Origin of the sequence: Thiomicrospira sp. (assembly GCF_014859555.1) — a bacterium.
Lineage (GTDB): Bacteria > Pseudomonadota > Gammaproteobacteria > Thiomicrospirales > Thiomicrospiraceae > Thiomicrospira.
This window is the reverse complement of record NZ_JACUTY010000022.1, coordinates 1-20,934: the sequence shown is the minus strand read 5'-3', so window position 1 is coordinate 20,934 and position 20,934 is coordinate 1. Positions and strand designations below refer to the sequence as shown.

Here is a 20,934-nt window from a genome sequence, read left to right as displayed (position 1 = left end):
GTGGAAATTTGCCAAAGCTTTAAACCTATCGAACCCGCTTATATGCGGGTTTTGATTTTAGGCTCCATGCCCGGCGTGGCTTCGTTAGAGGCGCAAGCTTATTATGCGCATTCACGTAATGGGTTTTGGCCGATTATGGCGACCTTGTTGCAACAAGACTGGTCAGGCAGTTTTGAGCAACGTTATAAGCAATTACAGCAACATCATATTGGTTTGTGGGATGTGCTGGCGCAATGCGAACGGTCGGGTAGTTTAGATTCAGCGATTTGCTCGAAATCGATTCAAACCAACGATATACCAGGCCTGGTGCTTCGTCATCCTGAATGCCAAGCGATTGCGTTAAATGGCAATAAGGCGGCTGACTTGTTTAAACGTCATCTGCATAAAGGCCATCCGCTGGTTTTTAACTCAATCCAGCTTGTGACCTTACCCTCAACCAGTCCGGCGCACGCTCGGATGAGTTTAGAAGATAAAACCCAAGTCTGGCGCGACAAAATAGCTAATTTCCTATAAAATAGGTAGGTTATAGAACTGGGGAATAATAACATGACTTTTAAGTCCGAACTCTTGTCGCCAGCCGGCACAATGAAAAACATGGAATACGCGTTTGCTTACGGGGCCGATGCCGTTTATGCGGGTCAGCCACGTTATAGCTTGCGCGTGCGCAACAACGAATTTGATTTAGAAAACTTGGCGAAAGGCATAGCGCGTGCGCATGAGTTGGGCAAAAAGTTTTATGTTGTAACCAACATTGCAGCACATAACTCTAAATTAAAAACCTTTTTAAAAGATATCGAGCCGGTTATCAATATGAAACCGGACGCGCTGATTATGTCCGACCCGGGCATGATTATGATGGTGCGTGAGCATTTTCCACAACAAGAAATTCATTTATCCGTGCAGTCGAATGCGGTTAACTGGGCGACGGTTAAGTTTTGGTATGACCAAGGCGTGAGTCGAGTGGTTTTATCGCGTGAATTATCCGTCAACGAAATTGCCGAAATTCATGAAATGGTGCCGGGCATGGAGTTAGAAGTATTTGTACACGGTGCTTTGTGTATTGCTTATTCCGGTCGTTGCTTGTTGTCCGGTTATATCAATAAACGTGATGCCAACCAAGGCACTTGTACCAACGCCTGTCGTTGGAACTACAACACCTACGAAGGCAAGGAAAACGCGGCCGGTGAAGTGGTAGGCATTGAACGTATGACCGATTTAACTGGCACCACCAGTTTGCCTGCGCCAGAGATTTCCCAAGCTGAACCGACTTTGGGCGAGGGTGAAACCACTGATCGAGTTTGGTTATTAGAAGAGCAGGGTCGTCCGGGCGAATTAATGCCCGCGTTTGAAGACGAACACGGCACTTACATTATGAACTCAAAAGACTTGCGTGCGGTTGAGTTGATTCCAGAATTGGTTCAAATGGGTGTGCATTCACTAAAAATCGAAGGGCGTACCAAATCGCATTATTATGTGGCGCGTACCGCACAGGTTTATCGTAAAGCGATTGATGATGCCGCCGCTGGCAAGCCGTTTGATCCAGACTTATTGTTGCAGTTGGATGGCTTAGCGAGTCGTGGTTATACCGAAGGCTTTTTACGTCGTCACGTGCATTCAGAATATCAAAACTACGATTACGGTGTGTCTAAGTCAGACAGTCAGCGTTTTGTCGGTGAAGTGATTGATGTAAACGATGACACGCTTGAAATTGATGTTAAAAATAAGTTCTGCGTGGGCGATTCGATTGAAATTATGACCCCAGCCGGTAATGTCACACTGGTGTTGGATCAGATGAAAGACAAACACGACAAGCCGATTGATGCCGCTTTGGGTTCAGGTTGGATTGCGCGCATTCCGAACCCGTTTAAAGGTTTATCGCCAGATGTGTTAAAGTTCGGTTTGGTGATGCGTAACGAATCTTGGGGTGGTGACACCAAACGTGATTCGGCGGCTAAAGTTGGTTAACCACCGAGACATAGAGGCACGAAGATTTTATAGAGTTAAATAATGCGGACGAATTTAATGGCATCAAATAATTTTTTTTGTGTCTTCGTGCCTCTGTGGTGAATTTTGTGGTGAGTAAAACATGGCGTTAAAAATTCTGTCGGGTTGCATCAATTGCGACATGTGCGAGCCGGAATGCCCGAATACCGCGATTTCGATGGGCGAAAAGGTGTATGAAATTAACCCAGACTTGTGCACTGAATGTGTGGGGTTTTATGATAAACCGACTTGTATTAGTGTGTGCCCGATTGATGTGATTATCACCGACCCAGGGCATATTGAAACCAAGACAGACTTATTTGAAAAGTTCAAACAGTTGGTGAAAACCAATCAAATTTAAGCATAAGGAGCGCAGATGTCACAATCGATTCCACAACTCGAACTGATTAGTTTTAAACTTTGCCCATTTGTACAACGTGCGGTTATTACGTTGTTGCATAAAAATGTCGATTTTAAAATCACCTATATTGACCTGCAAAATCCGCCGCAATGGTTTTTAGACATCTCACCGCTTGGGAAAGTGCCAGTTGTAAAAGTGGATGATTCAGAGGTGTTGTTTGAATCCTCGGTGATTCAAGAGTATGTGGATGAAATTACGCCGCCTTCATTGCACCCGACTGATCCGTTAATTAAAGCCAAAAATCGCGCGTGGATGGCTTTTGGCGGTGAATTAATGGGGATGGACGGTTTGCATGGTATTATTCATGAAAAAGAGGCCGCTGCTTGCCAGAAAAAAATTGATGGCTTGCAAGCCTTGCTTAAACGTATAGAAGGCGTGCATTCTGGCCAAGATTATTTTAACGGTTCGGAGTTTAAGTTGATTGATGCGGCGTTTGCACCGATGTTAATGCGGCTGGATTTGCTTAAAACCCATTGTGATTTAGATGTGTTGAAAGGCTTACCGGTATTACAGAATTGGCAAAAAGTGCTGTTAAGTTTGCCTTGTGTAAAAGACTCGGTGATACCTGAGTTATCGACCATGTATCGTGGCATGATTGCCCATTACGATGGTCACATGGCCAGCCGCTTAGTTGACTAAATATTGGGCAGCTCGATTAACCCCAGGTTGATTCTGGCCACGCCAAGTTTTTCAGATCAAGGCGTGAACCTGCCGGAATGTCTAGACATTGCAAAGGTTCACAACGCCGAGCTGGAAAGCTTGGCTAAGCCCCTTCGGGCGTGACTTTCAGGCCACTTCTTCGTTGTTGTTCGCCTTGACCTTAAAATGACTAAGGTCGGCGACGCACGCCTAGAATAAGTAGCCTGAAAGTCACGCAGAATTCAAGCTGGGGCTAATTGAGGTGCCCTATTGAAAATCTCATGACGGTTTGAAATAGAAACCCGCCTTTAAAGCGGGTTTTTTGTTAGTCTAGTTAGGCTAATTGGTAAAGGAGAGTGAAAATGAAAAATTGGCTCAAAATTGCGTTGTTGAGCTTGTTATCATTTGGTCAAGCTTGGGCTTTGTCCGACTACAGCTTGCACCCAGATGTGGAACGCATTCTAATGCAAATGTCGCCGCCTGCTGGTGTCGTTATTGAGGTGGAGAGTTTGTCACCCGAAGCGATGTCGGACTATACCCAGGTGATTCAAACGCAAGTAGATGCCTTAAAGCAGCGTTATGCGGATTTAGATGTGGTGATTGTAAGCCACGGTCGTGAACTGGTTGAGTTTGCTAAATCCGAATCCAGTGCGGCCCCCAGCGATGTGTTACAAGCCTTTGAAACCATGACAAAAGTGCAAGGTGTGACAGTACACGTTTGTGCCGTAGTAGCGGGTTGGCAAGGCAAAAGTGATCAAGACTTTGTAGATTTTGTCGATGTATCGGCTTCCGGTGAAGCCCAAATTAACGACTATAAAGCGTTAGGTTATGATGTGATCGTTATAGAGCGCCTAAGCGATAAAGAGCGCCAGCAGTTAAATTCGGAACAACAATAATAATAGATGGAAGGAAATGGTATTTATGCCCGTTTTAAAAAAAATTGAATCACGTAACAACGAAATTAGACAACTCGAAACCATTTTAGATACCTTAACACCCGAGCAAGAAAAAATTAAACGTTTAGCTTTGGGTGATTTAAAACGCCTGCAAACCGCTGAGAGAGCCGAGCAGAATGCAACTAAGGTATTAGGCAGTATTTTTAGAGATCAACCGGGTGCGATTTTATTAAGTGGGTTACGTTTTGAGCGTGACGGACAAGTGGCGCAAATTGACCATTTGGCGATTAATGAGCATGGCGTGGTGAGTTTGTTTGAAACCAAGCATTTCTCAACCGGTATTAAACTCGATTCTAAAGGGCGTTATTGGCGTTGGGATCGTTTTAAAAAACGTTATATTGAAATTGCCTCGCCGTTTAATTTATCAAAATTAAACCAACCCATTGTTAAAAAAGTATTGGCAGACTTGGGTATGACCAATCCCGTGTTCCGTCACTTTGTTGTGGTGGATTATAAAGCTAAGTTGATTAAACCGAACAGAGGTTATGACAACCTATGTCGGCCAGATCAGGTACAGAAAACCTTATCCAGCAAAACCAACTCGGGCGGAATTTTCTCAGTATTTAAACGTTTAGCAGGTTGGTTAGGCTGTCGATCTATGAGCCAAGCGGCTTTGGTTGAATTGGGTGACGATCTAGAAGCTCAAAATGCACCGATTGAAGTTGATTACTGGGCTAAGTATGGGTTAAAACCTTCGAAAGCTCAGGCTTCTTCAAACGCCGCCGCATCTAAGCCGGTGACTCAGTCAGCAGCTCAACAAGTGGGTGAAGTTGAGGCTGATGAAAAGTCAGAACGTTTAGAGCGTTTAACCATGCCAAAGTTGGCCAGAGCCATGAATCTGAGTCCTGCGGAAATGGAGTTGCGTTTGATTGAAGAAGGTTTTATGGAAAAACGCGGTGATAAAACCTTTGTTACCGATCAAGGTAAAGCGGCGGGCATTCAGTTTAGAAAAGGCCGTCGCGGTTTCTTTTTCTTGCTGCCAGCTACTTTAGTGAACGAGCCGAGTTTGCAAGATTAATATTCAGATTGTAATTTTACTCTAGGGCAGAGCTCGATTAACCCCTCTTGGTTTCAGATCAAGGCGTGAACCTGAAGGAATGTCTAGACCTTGCAAAGGTTCACAACGCAGAGCTGAGAAACTTGGCTAAGCCCCGCAGAATCAACCAGGGGTTAATCGAGGTGCCCTCTCTGTGAAGGTTAATCAATAGAGTAAATTACATGGTTTGACTATTTTGAAGGTGTCCATGCAACTTCAGAAAATACATCATCTAGAGGTGTTTTTGTTAGGTGGTTTGTGAAATTACTTAAAGTCTTTTGAGCCACACCAACCAGTACATCCAGCATCTGAGCCTGATCATAGCCTGCATCGATGAATGCCTGCATATCTTCATCATTCACCCAGCCTCTATTTTCGACCAGCAACCAGGTGAAATGACGCAAAGCCTGTAGTTTCTTATCAGCGATAGCGTGGCCGTTTCGAATAGCCTGTACGATGTCCGATTTAACATTTTGCATACTGGCAATCGCAGTGTGCGCAGCCATACAATAAGTGCATTCATGATAATGACTCACGGTTAAGAGAACCACTTGTTGCTCTGTTGGCGATAAACTTGATTTAGCAAAAATATCGCCCACCGTTAAATAAGCTTCAGTGATGGCAGGTGAGCTGGCCATTACAGCAATCAGGTTAGGTAAAAACCCAAAGTTTTTTTGTGTTTGTTTCAGTAGGTTTTTAGAAGCTTCTGGAGCTGTATCAAGTGTGTGCAGGGGAAATTCGATCATAATTATCTTCCATTTTTGAGTGAGTGTTCAAAAATAATAACAATTATTGAGTGATTGTTCAACAATTGTTACAATAATCGCTAATTCATCCGTCAGGAACCATTATGGATAGGCCCTCGCCATTCGAACATGAAGTGTTAATTTACATTTAATCTAGTAATGCGGCGGAGGGGTTTCTTCGCTAAGCGGTTTGATTGGATCTTCTCTTAGCGACTTTAAATAATCCCCTAATAAACCTAATTTACGTTCCAAAGATTGAATCGACTGTTGCTGATAGGCGGCGGTTTTTTCGAGCGCTTCCAAGGTGTTTTCTTGGTAGGCGAGTTTAAATTCCAATTCGGCTATGCGTTCTTGCAAAGCCACCAGGCCTGGTTGTTCTGATGTGGTCACATCTTTTCCTTTCTTGAATTCAATTAATGCTTTAAAGCTTTGGCCAAACGGGCGTTGCGTCGCTGTCTTGACGACCTAATACCACACGATCTTTTGGAGTTGCATCCAGTTCAATTTGGGTTTGGATTAATTCATCGCGACGGAAAAAATGGCAGTCGAGTTGGCGGCCGACTTGTTGACGCGCAAGAATTTTCTCCAGTGTCGCCACATTCGGGGTTTTTAAACCATTCAAAGCCATGATTTCGTCATTGGCGGCTAAACCCGCTAAATGCGCCGGGCGTTGTTGCCAAACATGGCTGAGTTTAACGCTTTGGTGTTCGGTATTGCTTAGGTTCGCGCCGAGGCTTAAATAGGGCGTGGTGCTGTCGGTTTCGCCGCCTAGGTCGCTAGCGGAAGTGGCCGCGCGTAATTTAAAGTCGATACCGACTTCCCCAAACCATTGTTCAAACGGTAAATCTTCCGTGCCACGTAGGTAGCGATCAAAGAAGTCGGTTAAGTCCACCCCCGCCACTTCAGAAGCTAAACGTTCAATTTCGCCTTCTTTTAAGCCGATCTGCGGTTGGCCGTATTCGTGCCAAAGCCGCATTAAAAGATGGTCTAAACATTTTTGGTTTTGGGTGGCTTGGCGAATTGTAAAGTCTAACCCAAACGCAATCAGCGAACCTTTGGTGTAGTAGCTAATAATCGCATTGGGTGCGTTTTCGTCTTGTTGATAAAATTTGGTCCAAGTGTGAAAACTCGATTCCGACACGCTTTGTTTAAAACGCCCGGGCATGCGATAGACGGTACTCATTTGACGTGCGAGTTGTCTTAAATACAACGTATCGTCCACCAGGCCTGCTTTGTACAAAAACAGCAGATCGTAAACCGAAGTGGCGCCTTCAAACCACCAAAGCTGTTCGGTATAAGCTGGTTGGCTTAAATTAGGCGTTTGGAATTGGGCGGGCATAATACGTTTGACGTTCCAAGAGTGGAAATACTCGTGCGAACATAACTCTAAAAACTGCAAATACTCATCGCTGGCTTTCTGCATACCAACATAAGGCAAGCTTTCACGCGAGCACACCAACGCGGTCGAATGACGATGTTCTAAACCGCCATAACCATCGCCCACCACCATGACCATAAACACATAATGTGGAAAGGGCGCAGGTTTGCCGAAAAAGCGCAGTTGGGTTTGGCAGATTTTTTGTAAATCTTGGATTAAACGCGCTAGGTCGCAATCATGTTGGCCAGTTAACACCACTTGGTGTTTAATGCCTTCCGCAACAAATTCAGCTTGGGTGTGCGCGCCAATTTCCACCGGATGATCAATTAATTCATCGTAATCCGCCGCCAAATAACGCCCAAAACCTTGGGCGTCAATTTTGACATCTTGCATCGCGGTCGCCACGCACCAGGCCTGGTGGCGAGTGAAATCATTGGCTTCAATATCCAAACTCACGGTTTTGCCACGCTGACCTTCCGCCATTAAGAAGGTGCTGGTGCCGTTAAAAAATGCATGGGTTTGGTCAAAATGCGCGCCGCGCACCGACAAATCCCAGGCATAAACTTGATACTTGACGCGTAGCGGTTCATCGCAAGACTGAATTTCCCAATGGGATTTGTCCAGCGAAGTTATAAACAAAGGCTGGCCGTCTAAGGTTTCCGCATGCAAACCAATCAAATGCTTAGCAAAGTCGCGGATCATATAGCTGCCCGGAATCCAGCTCGGCAAACTTACGACTTGACCGGCTAAGTCTGGATGGGTGATTTCCATACACACGTCAAATAAGTGCGCGTGCGGATCAGCGAGGCTAATGGTGTAATGAATGGCTTGTTGTTGCATAAGCGTGAAATCCTTTGTCGGTTAACGTGTTTAAGCTTTGGGCGGCACGCAAAGTTGTTTGTTTTTAATCACCGTCAGGGTTTTTAATGTTAGGTGAAAAATCAACCCGCTTAATAAAGCAATGAATGCGGCGGATAAATAACCGAACCCAACTTTCGCTGTGATGTCATACATTAAAAAACTGGCATTAGTGATGGCGGCTAGCGGGAAGGTGTAAGCCCACCAAGAAATCGCAAAGGGTACTTTTAAAAAGCGCTTACCTTGGGCAAATAATAAGATCGTAATAAATAAGCTGGCGTAATACAACACATGCGCGAAATTATCGAGCCGGTCGTCGTTGAGCGCCATATAAGCCAAGAACCCCATCGCAGGCGGCGCGATAAAAATAAACAGCGTGGGGATCAATTGTGGTTGTAAAAACGGATGGAAAATCAAGCGATACAATACAATTGCTTTTAACGCTAACCAGAAAGTAATGCCGATGCTAAAGAAAAACCAACCCAGTTCAATATAACCAAACTGCACCGCACCCAATGGCGCGACAATGTTGCCGACCACCGGAATAAACCAAGCCGGCGTCGCATGGACAATTTCCCAAGTGTCGCGATGAATCCAGTTGTTAATAATCACCACGGTTAACACCAACTGGGCAGTCGCCCCAATTAACCAAAGTATTTCAGCGGTTTGCGGTGTGTGTGAATGCAATAACACTGATATCAACAATAAACTGATGCTAATCGTGGGGAAAAAGTGCAACGCAATCGGGTGGTTAAATTCGTTTTTAACGGCCTCGAAATGTTTGATGATTTTTAGGCCATAAGTAATGGCCATCAAACCAAAAAATACTAAAGTCATCACCAGCAGGCTTTTGTAAAACAGCGAGTTTAAGCCAAGAAATTCGTGGGCGGCATAAAAATTAAGGGTTAATCCGCTCCAGCCCATAATGGCACCAAATATCGCAACCGGAAATAAGCCTAAACGTGATGACATGTGATTGATCCTAGTGTGCAAACTAAAAAGTGTTATTTTAAGCTTTTTAACTATAATTAGACAGGGAGAAACCAGTTCTGTTGGTTATTTGTTGAATCACAAACTCAATTAAAATCGTAAGCAATTAAAGATAACAGGGTAAATCTAAATGATAGAGCAGTGGATAGCCTATTTAGGCTTGGAACATCCAATATTACAGGCCATTTTTTATGTGATTTTGGCATTAATAGGTGCCTTGGCTTTAAACCTGTTGATTATCATAGGTCCTAAGCGCTGGGCAAAGTCGCGCAACCGAGAGGTGTTGACCTATCTGTTAACTCATATTCGCTTGCCTCTGACGGTCTCTGTGCTGTTTATTGCCATTAGTGCGATTTTAACGCTTAAATTTGACTGGCAGGACACGCATCTACTCTATACCAACCGAGTTTTGACCACTCTAAACATATTAGTTTGGGGGCAGTTTGTTTATCGCGGCTCGCAATTTGCGCTGCGCTATAACAGTCAACGCCAGTTGATAGGGTCATTTATTAAGCCGCAAACCTTACCATTGCTGGATAACTTGTCGGCCATATTGATCGTGCTGATCATTTTGTACCTAATTTTTATTACCTGGAATATCAATATGACGGCTTGGCTGGCTTCAGCTGGGGTGATCGGTATTGCGGTGGGTTTTGCAGCTAAGGACACCATCGCCAATATTTTATCCGGTGTTTTCATTATGGCGGATTCGCCTTATAAAATTGGCGACTACATTGTGATTGATGGCACGGATCGCGGCAAGGTAACGAACATAGGTTTGCGTTCAACACGTCTGTTAACCCGCGATGATGTCGAAATAAACATTCCCAACTCGGTGATTGCAAATGGCAAGGTCGTGAACCAGTCATCAGGTCGATTTGTGAGTATGCGTATGTACGCCAACGTCAGTGTGGCATATGATTCGGATATTGATAAAGTACGTGAAATTTTGCTCGACATTGCTCGTAACGAACCTATGGTGCAATCGGATCCTGAGCCATTGGTTCGGTTTTTAAACTTTGGCGCGTCTGGGTTAGATTTTTCTTTAAGAGTCTGGATTCATGATCCCGAAATTCGAACTCGGGTGTTAGATAGCTTAAATGTTCAGATATTTAAGCGTTTTGCGCAAGCGAAGATTGAAATTCCTTATAGTAAGCATGACCTCTATATTAAATCCATGCCAAAACGTGAAACGCAATCGGATGAGGCCTTCTGATCCAACCAGGCCTGGTGGTTTAACCTAGACAGCGCCGGATTAATCAGGCAAAATCGGGGCTTTTAAAAATAAGCGATTTGAAAAGCCTATGCCATTCCAGCTCAAAGAATTACAGGCTTTGCCTGTATTCGGCATTGCCGGTAATTTTGCCGATCATTTAAATCAAGCGGGTGAAGCCTCTGATTTTGTTAATGTTAAAACCGAAGACCAACTTGCACCTAAAGGCATTTTCCCGATTTATATTCCCGGAGACTCGTCGTTTTTAGGCGTTTATCCATTTTGTAATCTTGTGATTCGTGCCGATTTTTCGCAGCCGATTAAACTCCAGGCTGAGCCCGAAATATCGGTATTGTTTGAACTCGATTATGACGGCAAACAAGTCAGCCAAGCTCGTGCGCGGGCATTCAGTGCGTTTAATGATTGTTCATTGCGTTGGCCCGCCGCCAAAATCAGCCAGAAGAAAAACTGGGGAGCCGCCAGTACCGGATTGTCTGAGCAGTGGTTAGAAATTGATCAATTTAGCGCCGGCGGGGTGCTCGACCACTATCACTTGTGTTGTTTTATAAAACGCGACCATCAAGTATATGAATATGGCGTGGATAGCCCGGTGCTTAGTTATAGTTATTTCTATCAAAAACTGGCGGATTGGGTCGTTAAAACCCTTAATCAACAAAAAGAGGCTGGCCCGCTTGAAGACCTTCCGGTCTTATTGGCGCAAATGAATTACCCAAAGCAAATCATTATCACGCTTGGTGCCACGCGTTATACCGACTTTGGTGAAAGTCACTTTTTACAGCCGGGTGATCAAGTGGGTGTATTTGTCTATGATCCGCAAAAGGTAACTCTTGAGCAGATTCGACAAGATTTTTCTCAAGATAATGACTTTTCAGACTTTTCAGGTTCAGCTCTGGTACAAACCATTGAAGCCTCTTAATCGAGGTGCCCGCCAGCAAGGTTTGGTTTATAAAACCACCAGGCCTGCTGGTTTCAATCGGTTTTATTGGCTTTCATTTTATCAGCTTTTATTATCTTCTTGTTTCAGCTGTTGCTTAGACCAGCACTCTGGATTCGCGGTTTGCCAGTAATAACGCCAATCTTCTGGCACGCTGCTTTCGTTTAACAGCGCGCTTTTGCGCATCACCGGATAGATTTCCGCCAGACTTTTTACCTGCGTTTCACTGATGCGCCGAAAAATATCGTGCGCGCTAATATCTTGGGTGCGACTTAAACCGGCCGCGACCATAATCTTGCGAAAGTGAAACACTAACGAACTTTGATAGTTGGCCACGCGTTGCGATTTATTGGTCACATCCAATGCGTTAGAACGTTTTAAGTTCTGCGTGGTAATGCCGGTTGGGCATTTGTCGGTGTTGCAGTTAAGTGATTGAATACAACCCAACGCAAACATCATCCCGCGCCCCGAATTAATGCAATCCGCGCCCATCGCCAATGAACGATACAAATGAAACGCCGAAAACAGTTTGCCCGACGCCACGATGCGAATCGGCTCACGTAAACCGCAACCCACCAAACACGAATGCACCAAATGCAAGGCTTCACGCAAAGGGGTGCCCATCGAGTTAGAAAATTCAATCGGTGCCGCGCCCGTGCCGCCTTCGCCACCATCGACCGTAATAAAATCCGGCAATATGTCAGTCGTTAACATGGCTTTACAAATCGCCAAAAACTCTTGTGGCCGACCGATCGCCAATTTAAAGCCTACGGGTTTACCCGAAATTTGGCGGAGCTCCTCAATAAACTTGAGCAGCTCAATCGGGTTACGAAACGCTGAATGATCGGGCGGGGAGACCACGTCTTTGCCCATCTCAACGCCTCGTATTTGGGCAATTTCAGCGGTCACTTTGGCGCCAGGTAATAAACCACCATGTCCAGGTTTGGCTCCTTGTGATAGTTTCACTTCAATCATCTTAACGGCTTCATGCGCGGCGTTTTCAGCAAACAATTCGCGGCTAAAATGGCCACCCAATGTGCGACAACCAAAATACCCCGTGCCGATTTGCCAAATTAAATCGCCGCCATTTTCTAAATGATAAGGGCTAATGCCGCCTTCGCCGGTATTGTGGGCAAAATTGCCCAATTTGGCACCTAGGTTAAGCGCACGCAAGGCGTTTGGGCTTAAGGCACCAAAACTTAAAGCCGAAATATTCACCAACGAAGAACAGTAGGGCTGGCGTGCGCGATTTTCACCAAAGGTGACTCTGGGTTCATCGGCCATCATCGGTGCAGGGAACATGGAATGATTGGTCCATTCATAGCCGACACGATTAGTGTCAAACGTGGTGCCAAACGGGCGTGTATCCGACTGACCTTTAGCGCGTTGATACACCAGAGATCGAAACTCGCGGCTCACCGGCATGCCATTGGTGTCGTTTTCGACAAAATACTGCTGAATTTCGGGGCGAATACTTTCAAACACAAAACGCAAATGCCCAATCACCGGGTAAAGTCGTAAAATCGTATGTTGGGTTTGCCAAATATCGTAAACCCCCACTAACACCAACGGCACAATTATCAAAAACGCCCACCAAATCGGTGGCCAAATCAAACCAAGCACTCCAACGATTAAGCTCAGGCTTAATGCAACGACAATAAAAGCGTCCTGCATGGTTGTCATAAAACGTCTCCGTGTAACTAGGGCGGTCAAAAAAGCAGAGGGTCAAGCGCAAACCTAACCGAGTTTAAGTAAAAATCCATATTAAAGCCTTAATCCTGAAAATCAAGCGGGTTTTAAAAAAGACTTTATTCTGCTTAAACCTCGTGGGATAAGCCTTAGCTTTTCGAATCACCAGGCCTGGTTGTTGTATAATTTGGTTTTCATTTTTCTAGTTTCAGGAGTCTGTTGTGATTCGTACTCGATTTGCGCCTAGCCCAACGGGTTATTTACATATTGGCGGTGTGCGCACTGCGTTGTTTTCATGGTTATTTGCACGCAAAATGGGCGGCGAATTTATTTTACGCATCGAAGATACAGACTTAGAACGTTCCACCCAAGAATCGGTGAATGCGATTTTAGAAGGCATGGCTTGGTTAGGGTTGGATTACGATAAAGGCCCGTTTTATCAAACCCATCATTTCGAGCGCTATAAAGAAGTGATTCAACAACTATTGGATCAAGGCGATGCTTATTATTGCTACGCCAGCAGCGAAGAGTTGGACGCGATGCGTGAACAACAACGTGCCAATGGCGAAAAGCCACGTTATGACGGACGTTACCGTGATTTTAAAGGCACGCCGCCAGAAGGCATAAAGCCGGTTATCCGTTTTAAAAATCCGTTAGATGGCGAAGTCGTGATCGACGATTTGGTGAAAGGCCAAGTCACCATCCGCAATAGCGAAATCGACGATTTAGTGATTGCGCGTTCAGATGGCACGCCTACCTACAACTTAACCGTGGTGGTAGACGACTGGGATATGGGTATTACCCACGTTATTCGCGGTGACGATCACCTCAATAACACGCCACGCCAAATCAATATCCTAAAAGCTTTGGGTGCACCGATTCCCAAGTATTCGCATATTCCAATGGTGTTAGGCACTGACGGCGCGCGTTTATCTAAACGCCACGGCGCGGTCAGTGTGTTGCAATACAAAGAAGAAGGCTTTTTACCGGAAGCTTTATTAAACTACTTAGTTCGTTTAGGCTGGTCGCACGGCGACCAAGAAATATTTACGATGGATCAAATGGTCGAAGCCTTTAGTTTAGAAGCGGTTAACAACGCACCGTCTACGTTTAACGACGAGAAGTGCGAATGGGTCAGCCAGCAACATATTCAAATGGCGAAATCGGAACATTTGGCGCGCCATTTATCCTTGTTTATGACCGAACGCGGTTGCGACTTAAGCCAAGGCCCAGCATTAGAAAAAGTCGCCGACCTTTTGCGTGACCGAGCCAAAACCTTAATCGAGATGGCCGATAGCGCAGTGTATTTCTACCAAGACTTCACCGAGTTTGAAGCCAATGCCGCCAAAAAACATTTGCGTCCGGTGGCAGGCGAACCCTTAGCTCTGGTGATGAAAAAACTGCAAGACCTAACCGAATGGAAAGCCGAACCCATCCACCAAGCCATTCAAGCCGCCGCCGACGAACTTGAACTGGGCATGGGTAAAGTCGGTATGCCTTTGCGTGTCGCCATCACTGGCGGCGGTCAATCGCCATCAATTGACGCTACCGCCGAGCTCATCGGCAAAGACCGCTGCTTAACACGCCTACAAATGGCGCTAGACTTTATCGCCACCCGCGCCGAAGGCTAATGTAGTTGATCGAGTTGAATATAAAATGGCTAGACAAAGAAACTTTGGTTGAACGTTTATATGAAATTTCAACCAATGGTGCGCATAGGCTTGATGCACCTGATTTGATTAAAAATGAAATCAATCAGGTGACAAGTTTATCTGACTCAGAAGTTGAACAAATAGTTTCAAACTTAGTTCAACTTTCTAGTGATTTTGGAGTTGATAAATGGAAAGTTGTATCTTTGGTCGACTTTCTGAGTGACGAGGAATATCTAAAACTCGCCCTACACGACCCAGGGACTATTAAAACTTTTTGTGAGTTATAACTTGAAACCGCGAGATATATTAAACAATCAATTTGTCCTAATTTGACACTATGGTCTGCCTAAACAAAAATTATGCTTTCAAATCCCGATAGAAGTTTTCATGGCTTCCAACTGAAAGCATGAGTAGGCAAGGTTCATCGTTAATAAAACGATAGCCAAGCAAAGTCAGCTGGTTCTGCATTTTGAATTTGAACACTCTCACGGCTGTTAAGTCGCCTTTTTTAAGTTCGCCGATTTCCGGGTTTTGAATCAACTGTTGGATGGCGTTATCAAGTTCGAGCTTTTGATTGGCGTGTAGTTTTTTAACCGCTTTTTGAAATCGGTTGGTTTGTAATACGTTCATTATTCAATGGCCGAATTGATATTCGGAAAGCTGTTGTGGGTCTTTACTTTCTTCAATAGAAAGCAACGTTTCTTGAATAAAACTGAAAGGTAAGTCTGGATTTTCTTCAGCGAGTTTGCCGATTCGGCTCCAATATTCAATTTGCTTGGGTACGGAACGATGAGTGATAGTCGCATAGAGTTTAGCTTCTTGCGCTAATTCATCGGAAAGCTTAATGGCAATAGACATGATGAGACACCTGATAAATTTAAAGTTTTATTAAACCACCTTAGGTTTCTTTTTGCAACTTAGGGTGGTTTGGCTTGTACCAGGCCTGGTTGACCATGTGTATTTCTAAACTCACCCGTTTACGATTGTTTCGAAGGCTCAATTAACTATTTGTTTTAATAAGATTAATTTTAGATTTCTCTGAATCTTCATTGGATTTTTCTTTTTCGGGGCGTATGTTAATCATTCACCCATAGGAAAAGGAGCATTAACATGACAAAGGTTTTGGTTGTTTATTACAGCATGTATGGTCACGTTGAAACCATGGCGAATGCGGTGGCAGAAGGCGTTAAAACTGTGGAAGGGGTTGAGGTTAGTGTTAAGCGTGTGCCGGATTTGGTGCCAGAGGATGTGGCACGCAAGGCCGGCGCTAAGCTTGATCAGGCCGCCCCGATTGCGAAACCGGATGAGTTGGGCGATTATGATGCGATTATTTTTGGCACGCCCACCCGTTTTGGCAATATGTGTGCGCAAATGCGTAACTTTCTAGATCAAACCGGCGGTTTATGGGCGGGTGGCAAGTTAGTAGGGAAGGTGGGTAGCGTATTTACCTCGACCGCAACCCAACACGGTGGTCAAGAAACCACCATCACCTCGTTCCATACTTCGCTGCTGCATCATGGCATGATTATCGTCGGTATTCCTTATTCGTGCCAGGGACTTGCGAATATGAGTGAAATTAGCGGTGGCACACCTTATGGCGCGAGCACTTTGGCAGATGGGGATGGCCGTCGCCAACCTTCTAAAAATGAGTTGGAAATCGCGCATTTTCAAGGCGCGCATGTTGCCCAAATAGCGAAAAAACAGTCTGCGTGATATAAAGGTATCGCAATTAGCAAAAGAATGAACTATTTAGCATGAACCAACCACAAACTCAGGTAACGAATGAATCTTCAGTCAAAAAGGGTTGGCGGGTTTTTTATTCTTTTGAAGGGGTCGTTCTGGCGATTGGTATTGGGTTGGCGCTTATCGGGTTAGCTGCAATAGGACTCTTGGCGCTGGTTTCACCGGATTTGTCAGGCATTATCGGTAGCATGGTGTTTGCTAATTTAACCCTAGGGCGTTCGATTTCTTTGTTGATGGGTTATGCCGCTGGACAAGGCCATGTGTTAGTGATTGGCGTGAATATGCTGACTGAGACAGTTTTGGTTTTGTTGTTTTTCCCGCTGTTTGTTTTCAGTTTGCGCCAGCTCCCCATGTTCCCAAAGCTGCAATCTGTGATTGATCGAGTTCATCTTCATGCCAATAGGCATAAGGATGCGGTTTATCGTTATGGTGTAATTGGGGTGTTTGCGTTTGTGTGGTTTCCGTTTTGGATGACCGGCCCGGTGATTGGCTGTGCGATTGGTTGTTTAATTGGACTGCGTCCGTTAGTTAATTTGTTGGCGGTCTTGTCTGGAACCTTTATTGCGATGCTGTTTTGGGCCGGGCTTTTGTATAACCTGCATACTCAAACCCAAGCGTTTGGGAGTTGGGGATTGGCATTTCTGTTTGGCTTGTTATTAGCCATTGTCGCCGTCGGTTATTGGTTTAACTTGAAAAGAGTACGCCGCGCATCCGAAAGTAATCAAGAACCCTAACTCAAAAATTTTCGGTTAAGTGTTTGTTTTGTTGGTTAGGCTTTTAGGTTTTTCAAACCACCAGGCCTGGTGGTTATAAGGTTTAGCTTACCAAACAGGCGGGTTTTCTTGGTCTTTAAATAACTTGGCTAAATAAGCTTGGTGCGCGGCCAGTTCTTCTGGCGTGGGTTGCAACACTTTAAGCGCGCCGCGTTGGTCGCGGCTTTTGCGAGTCCAACGGTTGCCAGACGCGCCGCCGTGATCGTGCGCCAGTTTTAAACTGACTTGGCCGCCGGTCATCATTAAATACACATCCGCCAGAATCTCAGAATCGAGTAGGGCGCCGTGTAATTCTCGACCTGAGTTATCTACGCCTAAACGCTTGCACAAAGCATCCAACGAATTACGCTGACCTGGATAGGTTTGGCGTGCCATTTTTAAGGTGTCGGTGATTTTGCAGTGGTCTTCTATTTTGCCCCAAGGGTTGTTTCTTAATAGCGCGAGTTCGTGGTTGATAAAACCCACGTCAAACGGCGCGTTGTGAATTACCAATTCCGCGCCTTGCACAAATTGCATAAACGCCTCGACCACCTCAGAAAATTTGGGTTTGTCGGTTAAAAACTCATTGGTAATACCGTGCACGCCAATCGCTTCTTCTTCTACCTCGCGTTCGGGTTGAATATATTGGTGGTAATGCTGGTGGGTTAATTTGCGATCCAACAGCTCGACACAGCCGATTTCAATAATGCGGTGGCCTTGTTTGGGATCGATGCCCGTGGTTTCGGTATCTAAGATTATCTGACGCATAACCGTCTCTTGGTTTAAAATAAGCCTCATTTTATCACTTTTAAAATTGAGGAATACCCGATGCGAGTGAAGAAAGGCGCAAAAGTTACGTTTCATTATGAACTGCGTGATAACAAGGGCGAGTTGCTAGATTCGACCTACGATGTCGCACCGGTGGTTTATATCCAAGGTGAAGAAGAAATTATCGAAGGCTTAGAAGAGTTTTTGGAGGGCGAAGAACCTGGTTTTAAAGCCAAGGTGACGATCGCACCAGAAAAAGCCTACGGTTATGAAGCCGACGATTTAATGGTGGTCGCCAGCCCAGAAAACTTTGACGACAATGTTGAATTAGTCGAAGGCAATGTGGTCGAAACCGTGGACCCAGAAGGCAATCCAATCAACTTCCGCATCACCAAAATTGATGGCGACAAAGTCTACCTAGACGGCAACCACCCATTAGCGGGCAAAACCTTGGATTATAAAGTCGAGATTATTTCGGTTGAATAAACCGGGCTATTTTCCCACTCGACTTAAAATAAATTCAATACAAGGTTGTTAAATGTTTGAAATTAAAGAGATTGATCCGCATCACTATCGGGTGAAAACCCGCAACGCGACATTGCGTGTAATGGCGTTGTTTATTGCGTTGGGTTTTTTAACCTCGTATTTTTTCCCGAAGCTGTTTGGTGAAAACCCACATAACTTGTTGACCCTGCAAATCATGGGTGCGCTGATTGGTTTAGGCATCGTGTTTTGGATTACGGCTAAGTTTTTTAGACACCAGCCCTGGATGCAAGAAGCGATGTACGGCTGGCAATTAAAACGCAGCTTAATGCACATCACCAATGCGATGCGACCTTTGCAAGAAAAGGTAGAGGCGGGCGATACCGAGGCGATGAAGATTTTGCGTTTTTATCATTTAGGCATCACCCAAATGTACACCTTCGAGCAAAACACCAGCGGTTTGATTGACCTTAAGGTCGAGAAAGATCAGCTAGCAGCCAAAATGCGCGAACTGGGTTTAGAGACCGAGCAAACGCAATTTGAGCTAGCCAAGCTGAAAGCCGTGATTGGCGATAAAGAACAAAACTAGCCAAGTTTTTACTTGAAATCGCGCCTGCAAACAACGTGGCTTTCCTCACAACAGAAAAGCCACGCATACATAGATCTACAACACCTCAAGCCACATAATTCCGCTGTCACCCTGAGCAAAGCGAAGGGTCTCCATTTGAACAGCTCTACCAACAACCAGGCCTGGTGCACAATAGCTGAAGGCATCAAACACGGTTGTAATAAGCTAAACCCTCCAATCAGCATGCCATTCAAAACAATCTGTTCGACATGAATCGGTTGTTCTGGAAAAAGTAATCTCACGAGTTGAGTGTTTTATGTAAAGTCTCGCATCACGTATGATGTAGGATTAAATACCACTACTCGGAAAATAATCCTTATGCCGATAATCAAACACTTCGAACCAAGAACCCAAGACATTAGCCAGCTAGAAGAGTTATTGAACCAACTCGAACCCAGCGAAAAATCAATCAGAGCCAAAGTCTTGCAAGATTTAAAAAAGCTTCGCTTAGGTGATAAAGGCGAGCAGAATGCGGCTTATCTTCGCCCTGGGTAGCATTAAAAAACTTAACGCGGCGTTGTAAGGTGCGCAATAAACTTGAAGGATAAACATCCGGATAACGCTCATCCAAATAGTCCATTAAGGTTAAACCGGTTAAACCAGGTGAGGCTTGAAGTAAAGGCAAAAGTTCGCTTTCCCAGATATTAGCCAACGGGTCTTTACGTGTTCGCCAGTGTCGAGGTTTTAACGCGGGAGGATTAGATTGGTGATCAATGCGCCGAGCTGTGCGCTCACTGATGCCGGCTTTAGCGGCACTGATTTTTTGAGTATGACCTTGTTGACGATTTTGCATATAAATTGTCCATTGCTTTTGTGTGATGTGTTTGCCTGACAATGACGATTCCTTTGCAGAAAAAAGTCACCATCATAGCGTCACTCAAAGCGGCCAAGATAATTGTCGTCAAGAGGACATGTTAATTGTCGCCTAATACCCATAGAAGCCATTAAGTTTCGCATGGAGCAACAAGGCCTGTCCGATGCCGATTAAACGCCTATGTTGGGTCAGCGCAGTCGTGTGAGCGAAGTGCTTAATCGTAAACGTCGTTTATCGCTGAGCATGATTCGCAAACTTCATCAGGGTTTGAATATTCCGCTAGAGTCTTTGATTTCCGACTATCAACTTTCTGTTTAATTGCCTAAGGGCTATCCTTTATGTAACCACCAGGCCTGGTTGGCAAGGTTTTCATGTGAATCTATATTTCCCTTTTTTCGTTAATTGTGAAAATATAGTTTCATATCGTCTGTGTTTGGCGTAAAGTAACCTTAACGAAATTTTTTAGAGGTTAGCGAGAGGTGGAGAAGCGAACAGCGACGTTATTTCCTAAGCAGGAAACGATTTTGGTGCAGTTGGGTGAAAACATTCGGTTGGCGGCGAAACGCCGAAAACTGACGCAAACCCAAATGGCCGAGCGCACGGGTTTGTCTAAGCCCACACTCAGAAAAATTGAGCGCGGCGACGGTTCGGTGTCGATGGGGCATTATCTGTTGGTTTTATCGGTATTGGGTTTGGCGGATGATTTGACCCAGGTGGCGCGTGACGATGAATTGGGGCGTAAGTTGCAGGATATTGAACTGCTGAAAGGTAAGTCATCATGAGCCGTGAAATTTTGGTTTATGCCGATTGGCAGGGGATGGATAGTCCGCATAAAGTTGGGATATTGCGTGCGGATGTTGTACGAGGCAGCGAGCATTTTAGTTTTAGCTATGATTCAGCTTGGTTGACTTCGAATTATGCCCAGCAAATTGACCCGGAACTCAAGCTGTTTCAGGGCGAGCAGCATAGTCAAGATGATCGAAACTTTCGCGCGTTTTTAGATTCGTGTCCTGACCGCTGGGGGCGCTTGATTATGCAACGTAGAGAGGCCGTTTTAGCCAGTCAGCAAAGCAGAAAACCTAAGAAGTTGATGGAAACCGATTATCTGCTTGGGGTGCATGATGTGCATCGCATGGGTGCGTTGCGTTTTAAGTTAGAAGAGGCCGGTGCGTTTTTTATAAAAGGGGACGTTACCCTTAAGTAATCAGCCATATCCAAGCCGCGCTTTAG

At 45.0% G+C, this 20,934-nt stretch carries 25 protein-coding genes and 1 pseudogene; 17 read left to right on the top strand and 9 right to left on the bottom strand.

The features are described from left to right. From IBX48_RS05390 to IBX48_RS05365, 6 genes are all read left to right on the top strand, one after another. Positions 1–513: a DNA-deoxyinosine glycosylase gene (locus tag IBX48_RS05390; protein ID WP_296831583.1), complete on the top strand. Its 513-nt coding sequence runs from the start codon at positions 1–3 to the stop codon at positions 511–513. Between the two features lie 33 nt (positions 514–546). Beyond that, on the top strand, positions 547–1,965 hold the full coding sequence (gene yegQ / locus IBX48_RS05385) for a tRNA 5-hydroxyuridine modification protein YegQ (protein ID WP_296831581.1): 1,419 nt from the start codon (positions 547–549) through the stop codon (positions 1,963–1,965). A 121-nt stretch (positions 1,966–2,086) separates the two neighbouring features. Next, on the top strand, positions 2,087–2,344 hold the full coding sequence (locus IBX48_RS05380; protein ID WP_296831579.1) for a YfhL family 4Fe-4S dicluster ferredoxin: 258 nt from the start codon (positions 2,087–2,089) through the stop codon (positions 2,342–2,344). Between the two features lie 15 nt (positions 2,345–2,359). Beyond that, a complete protein-coding gene (locus IBX48_RS05375; RefSeq protein ID WP_296831577.1) occupies positions 2,360–3,043 on the top strand; it encodes a glutathione S-transferase family protein in 684 nt (227 codons plus the stop codon). A 362-nt stretch (positions 3,044–3,405) separates the two neighbouring features. After that, positions 3,406–3,939, top strand: a complete 534-nt coding sequence (locus IBX48_RS05370; protein ID WP_296831576.1) for a DsrE family protein — start codon at positions 3,406–3,408, stop codon at positions 3,937–3,939. 25 nt (positions 3,940–3,964) lie between these two features. Beyond that, positions 3,965–5,017, top strand: coding sequence for a nuclease-related domain-containing protein (locus IBX48_RS05365; RefSeq protein ID WP_296831574.1), 1,053 nt, complete (start codon positions 3,965–3,967; stop codon positions 5,015–5,017). Positions 5,018–5,226: 209 nt separating this feature from the next. Here the strand turns inward: IBX48_RS05365 and IBX48_RS05360 are convergent, their stop codons facing one another. The 4 genes from IBX48_RS05360 to IBX48_RS05345 form a co-directional block, all read right to left on the bottom strand. Continuing rightward, positions 5,227–5,781, bottom strand: a complete 555-nt coding sequence (locus IBX48_RS05360) for a carboxymuconolactone decarboxylase family protein (protein ID WP_296831571.1) — start codon at positions 5,779–5,781, stop codon at positions 5,227–5,229. 153 nt (positions 5,782–5,934) lie between these two features. Next, positions 5,935–6,171 carry a SlyX family protein gene (locus tag IBX48_RS05355; protein ID WP_296831569.1) on the bottom strand — a complete coding sequence of 79 codons (237 nt, stop codon included), beginning with the start codon at positions 6,169–6,171 and terminating at the stop codon, positions 5,935–5,937. A 31-nt stretch (positions 6,172–6,202) separates the two neighbouring features. Further along, positions 6,203–7,999 carry a PDZ domain-containing protein gene (locus IBX48_RS05350; protein ID WP_296831567.1) on the bottom strand — a complete coding sequence of 599 codons (1,797 nt, stop codon included), beginning with the start codon at positions 7,997–7,999 and terminating at the stop codon, positions 6,203–6,205. A 30-nt stretch (positions 8,000–8,029) separates the two neighbouring features. Then, positions 8,030–8,989, bottom strand: coding sequence for an SLAC1 anion channel family protein (locus IBX48_RS05345; protein ID WP_296831565.1), 960 nt, complete (start codon positions 8,987–8,989; stop codon positions 8,030–8,032). Between the two features lie 148 nt (positions 8,990–9,137). Here IBX48_RS05345 and IBX48_RS05340 point away from each other — a divergent pair, with 148 nt between their 5' ends. Together IBX48_RS05340 and IBX48_RS05335 are read left to right on the top strand one after the other, a co-directional pair. Then, a complete protein-coding gene (locus tag IBX48_RS05340; RefSeq protein WP_296831563.1) occupies positions 9,138–10,223 on the top strand; it encodes a mechanosensitive ion channel domain-containing protein in 1,086 nt (361 codons plus the stop codon). 88 nt (positions 10,224–10,311) lie between these two features. Then, on the top strand, positions 10,312–11,157 hold the full coding sequence (locus tag IBX48_RS05335) for a DUF5718 family protein (protein WP_296831561.1): 846 nt from the start codon (positions 10,312–10,314) through the stop codon (positions 11,155–11,157). Positions 11,158–11,238: 81 nt separating this feature from the next. Here the strand turns inward: IBX48_RS05335 and IBX48_RS05330 are convergent, their stop codons facing one another. Continuing rightward, entirely contained in the window at positions 11,239–12,858 is a 1,620-nt protein-coding gene (locus IBX48_RS05330; RefSeq protein ID WP_296831559.1) for an FMN-binding glutamate synthase family protein, read from the bottom strand. 227 nt (positions 12,859–13,085) lie between these two features. Between IBX48_RS05330 and gltX the strand changes: the two genes are divergently transcribed. Both gltX and IBX48_RS05320 read left to right on the top strand, forming a co-directional pair. After that, a complete protein-coding gene (gene gltX / locus IBX48_RS05325) occupies positions 13,086–14,495 on the top strand; it encodes a glutamate--tRNA ligase (RefSeq protein WP_296831557.1) in 1,410 nt (469 codons plus the stop codon). Between the two features lie 5 nt (positions 14,496–14,500). Next, positions 14,501–14,803 (top strand): hypothetical protein, encoded by a 303-nt coding sequence (locus IBX48_RS05320; RefSeq protein ID WP_296831554.1) that lies wholly within the window; start codon positions 14,501–14,503, stop codon positions 14,801–14,803. A gap of 70 nt (positions 14,804–14,873) precedes the next feature. On the opposite strand, the gene IBX48_RS05315 is transcribed toward IBX48_RS05320, so the two are convergent. Next, positions 14,874–15,146: a type II toxin-antitoxin system RelE/ParE family toxin gene (locus tag IBX48_RS05315; protein WP_296831552.1), complete on the bottom strand. Its 273-nt coding sequence runs from the start codon at positions 15,144–15,146 to the stop codon at positions 14,874–14,876. Between the two features lie 3 nt (positions 15,147–15,149). Beyond that, a complete protein-coding gene (locus tag IBX48_RS05310) occupies positions 15,150–15,374 on the bottom strand; it encodes a hypothetical protein (RefSeq protein WP_296831550.1) in 225 nt (74 codons plus the stop codon). A gap of 252 nt (positions 15,375–15,626) precedes the next feature. Here IBX48_RS05310 and wrbA point away from each other — a divergent pair, with 252 nt between their 5' ends. Further along, positions 15,627–16,229 (top strand): NAD(P)H:quinone oxidoreductase, encoded by a 603-nt coding sequence (gene wrbA / locus IBX48_RS05305; RefSeq protein WP_296831548.1) that lies wholly within the window; start codon positions 15,627–15,629, stop codon positions 16,227–16,229. A gap of 41 nt (positions 16,230–16,270) precedes the next feature. Continuing rightward, positions 16,271–16,993 carry a small multi-drug export protein gene (locus tag IBX48_RS05300; RefSeq protein ID WP_296831546.1) on the top strand — a complete coding sequence of 241 codons (723 nt, stop codon included), beginning with the start codon at positions 16,271–16,273 and terminating at the stop codon, positions 16,991–16,993. A gap of 87 nt (positions 16,994–17,080) precedes the next feature. Here IBX48_RS05300 and dnaQ read toward each other — a convergent pair whose 3' ends face one another. Further along, positions 17,081–17,779 (bottom strand): DNA polymerase III subunit epsilon, encoded by a 699-nt coding sequence (gene dnaQ / locus IBX48_RS05295; protein WP_296831544.1) that lies wholly within the window; start codon positions 17,777–17,779, stop codon positions 17,081–17,083. A gap of 60 nt (positions 17,780–17,839) precedes the next feature. On the opposite strand from dnaQ, the gene IBX48_RS05290 reads away from it, so the two are divergent. Next, positions 17,840–18,265, top strand: a complete 426-nt coding sequence (locus tag IBX48_RS05290) for an FKBP-type peptidyl-prolyl cis-trans isomerase (protein WP_296831542.1) — start codon at positions 17,840–17,842, stop codon at positions 18,263–18,265. A gap of 52 nt (positions 18,266–18,317) precedes the next feature. Next, the gene (locus tag IBX48_RS05285) at positions 18,318–18,851 is read left to right on the top strand and encodes a DUF3087 family protein (RefSeq protein WP_296831541.1); all 534 of its coding nucleotides are present in this window, start codon (positions 18,318–18,320) and stop codon (positions 18,849–18,851) included. Between the two features lie 448 nt (positions 18,852–19,299). Here the strand turns inward: IBX48_RS05285 and IBX48_RS05280 are convergent, their stop codons facing one another. Next, a complete protein-coding gene (locus IBX48_RS05280) occupies positions 19,300–19,683 on the bottom strand; it encodes a hypothetical protein (protein ID WP_296831539.1) in 384 nt (127 codons plus the stop codon). 138 nt (positions 19,684–19,821) lie between these two features. Here IBX48_RS05280 and IBX48_RS05275 point away from each other — a divergent pair. The 3 genes and pseudogenes from IBX48_RS05275 to IBX48_RS05265 all read left to right on the top strand — a co-directional run. After that, a pseudogene (locus IBX48_RS05275) lies at positions 19,822–20,022 on the top strand (DNA-binding protein); the annotation flags it as partial. A 161-nt stretch (positions 20,023–20,183) separates the two neighbouring features. Beyond that, positions 20,184–20,486, top strand: coding sequence for a helix-turn-helix transcriptional regulator (locus tag IBX48_RS05270; protein ID WP_296831534.1), 303 nt, complete (start codon positions 20,184–20,186; stop codon positions 20,484–20,486). Beyond that, complete coding sequence (locus tag IBX48_RS05265; protein ID WP_296831532.1) at positions 20,483–20,908, top strand: HipA N-terminal domain-containing protein; 426 nt, start codon at positions 20,483–20,485, stop codon at positions 20,906–20,908. Before IBX48_RS05270 ends, IBX48_RS05265 begins: the two co-directional genes overlap by 4 nt. Positions 20,909–20,934: the final 26 nt, after the last annotated feature.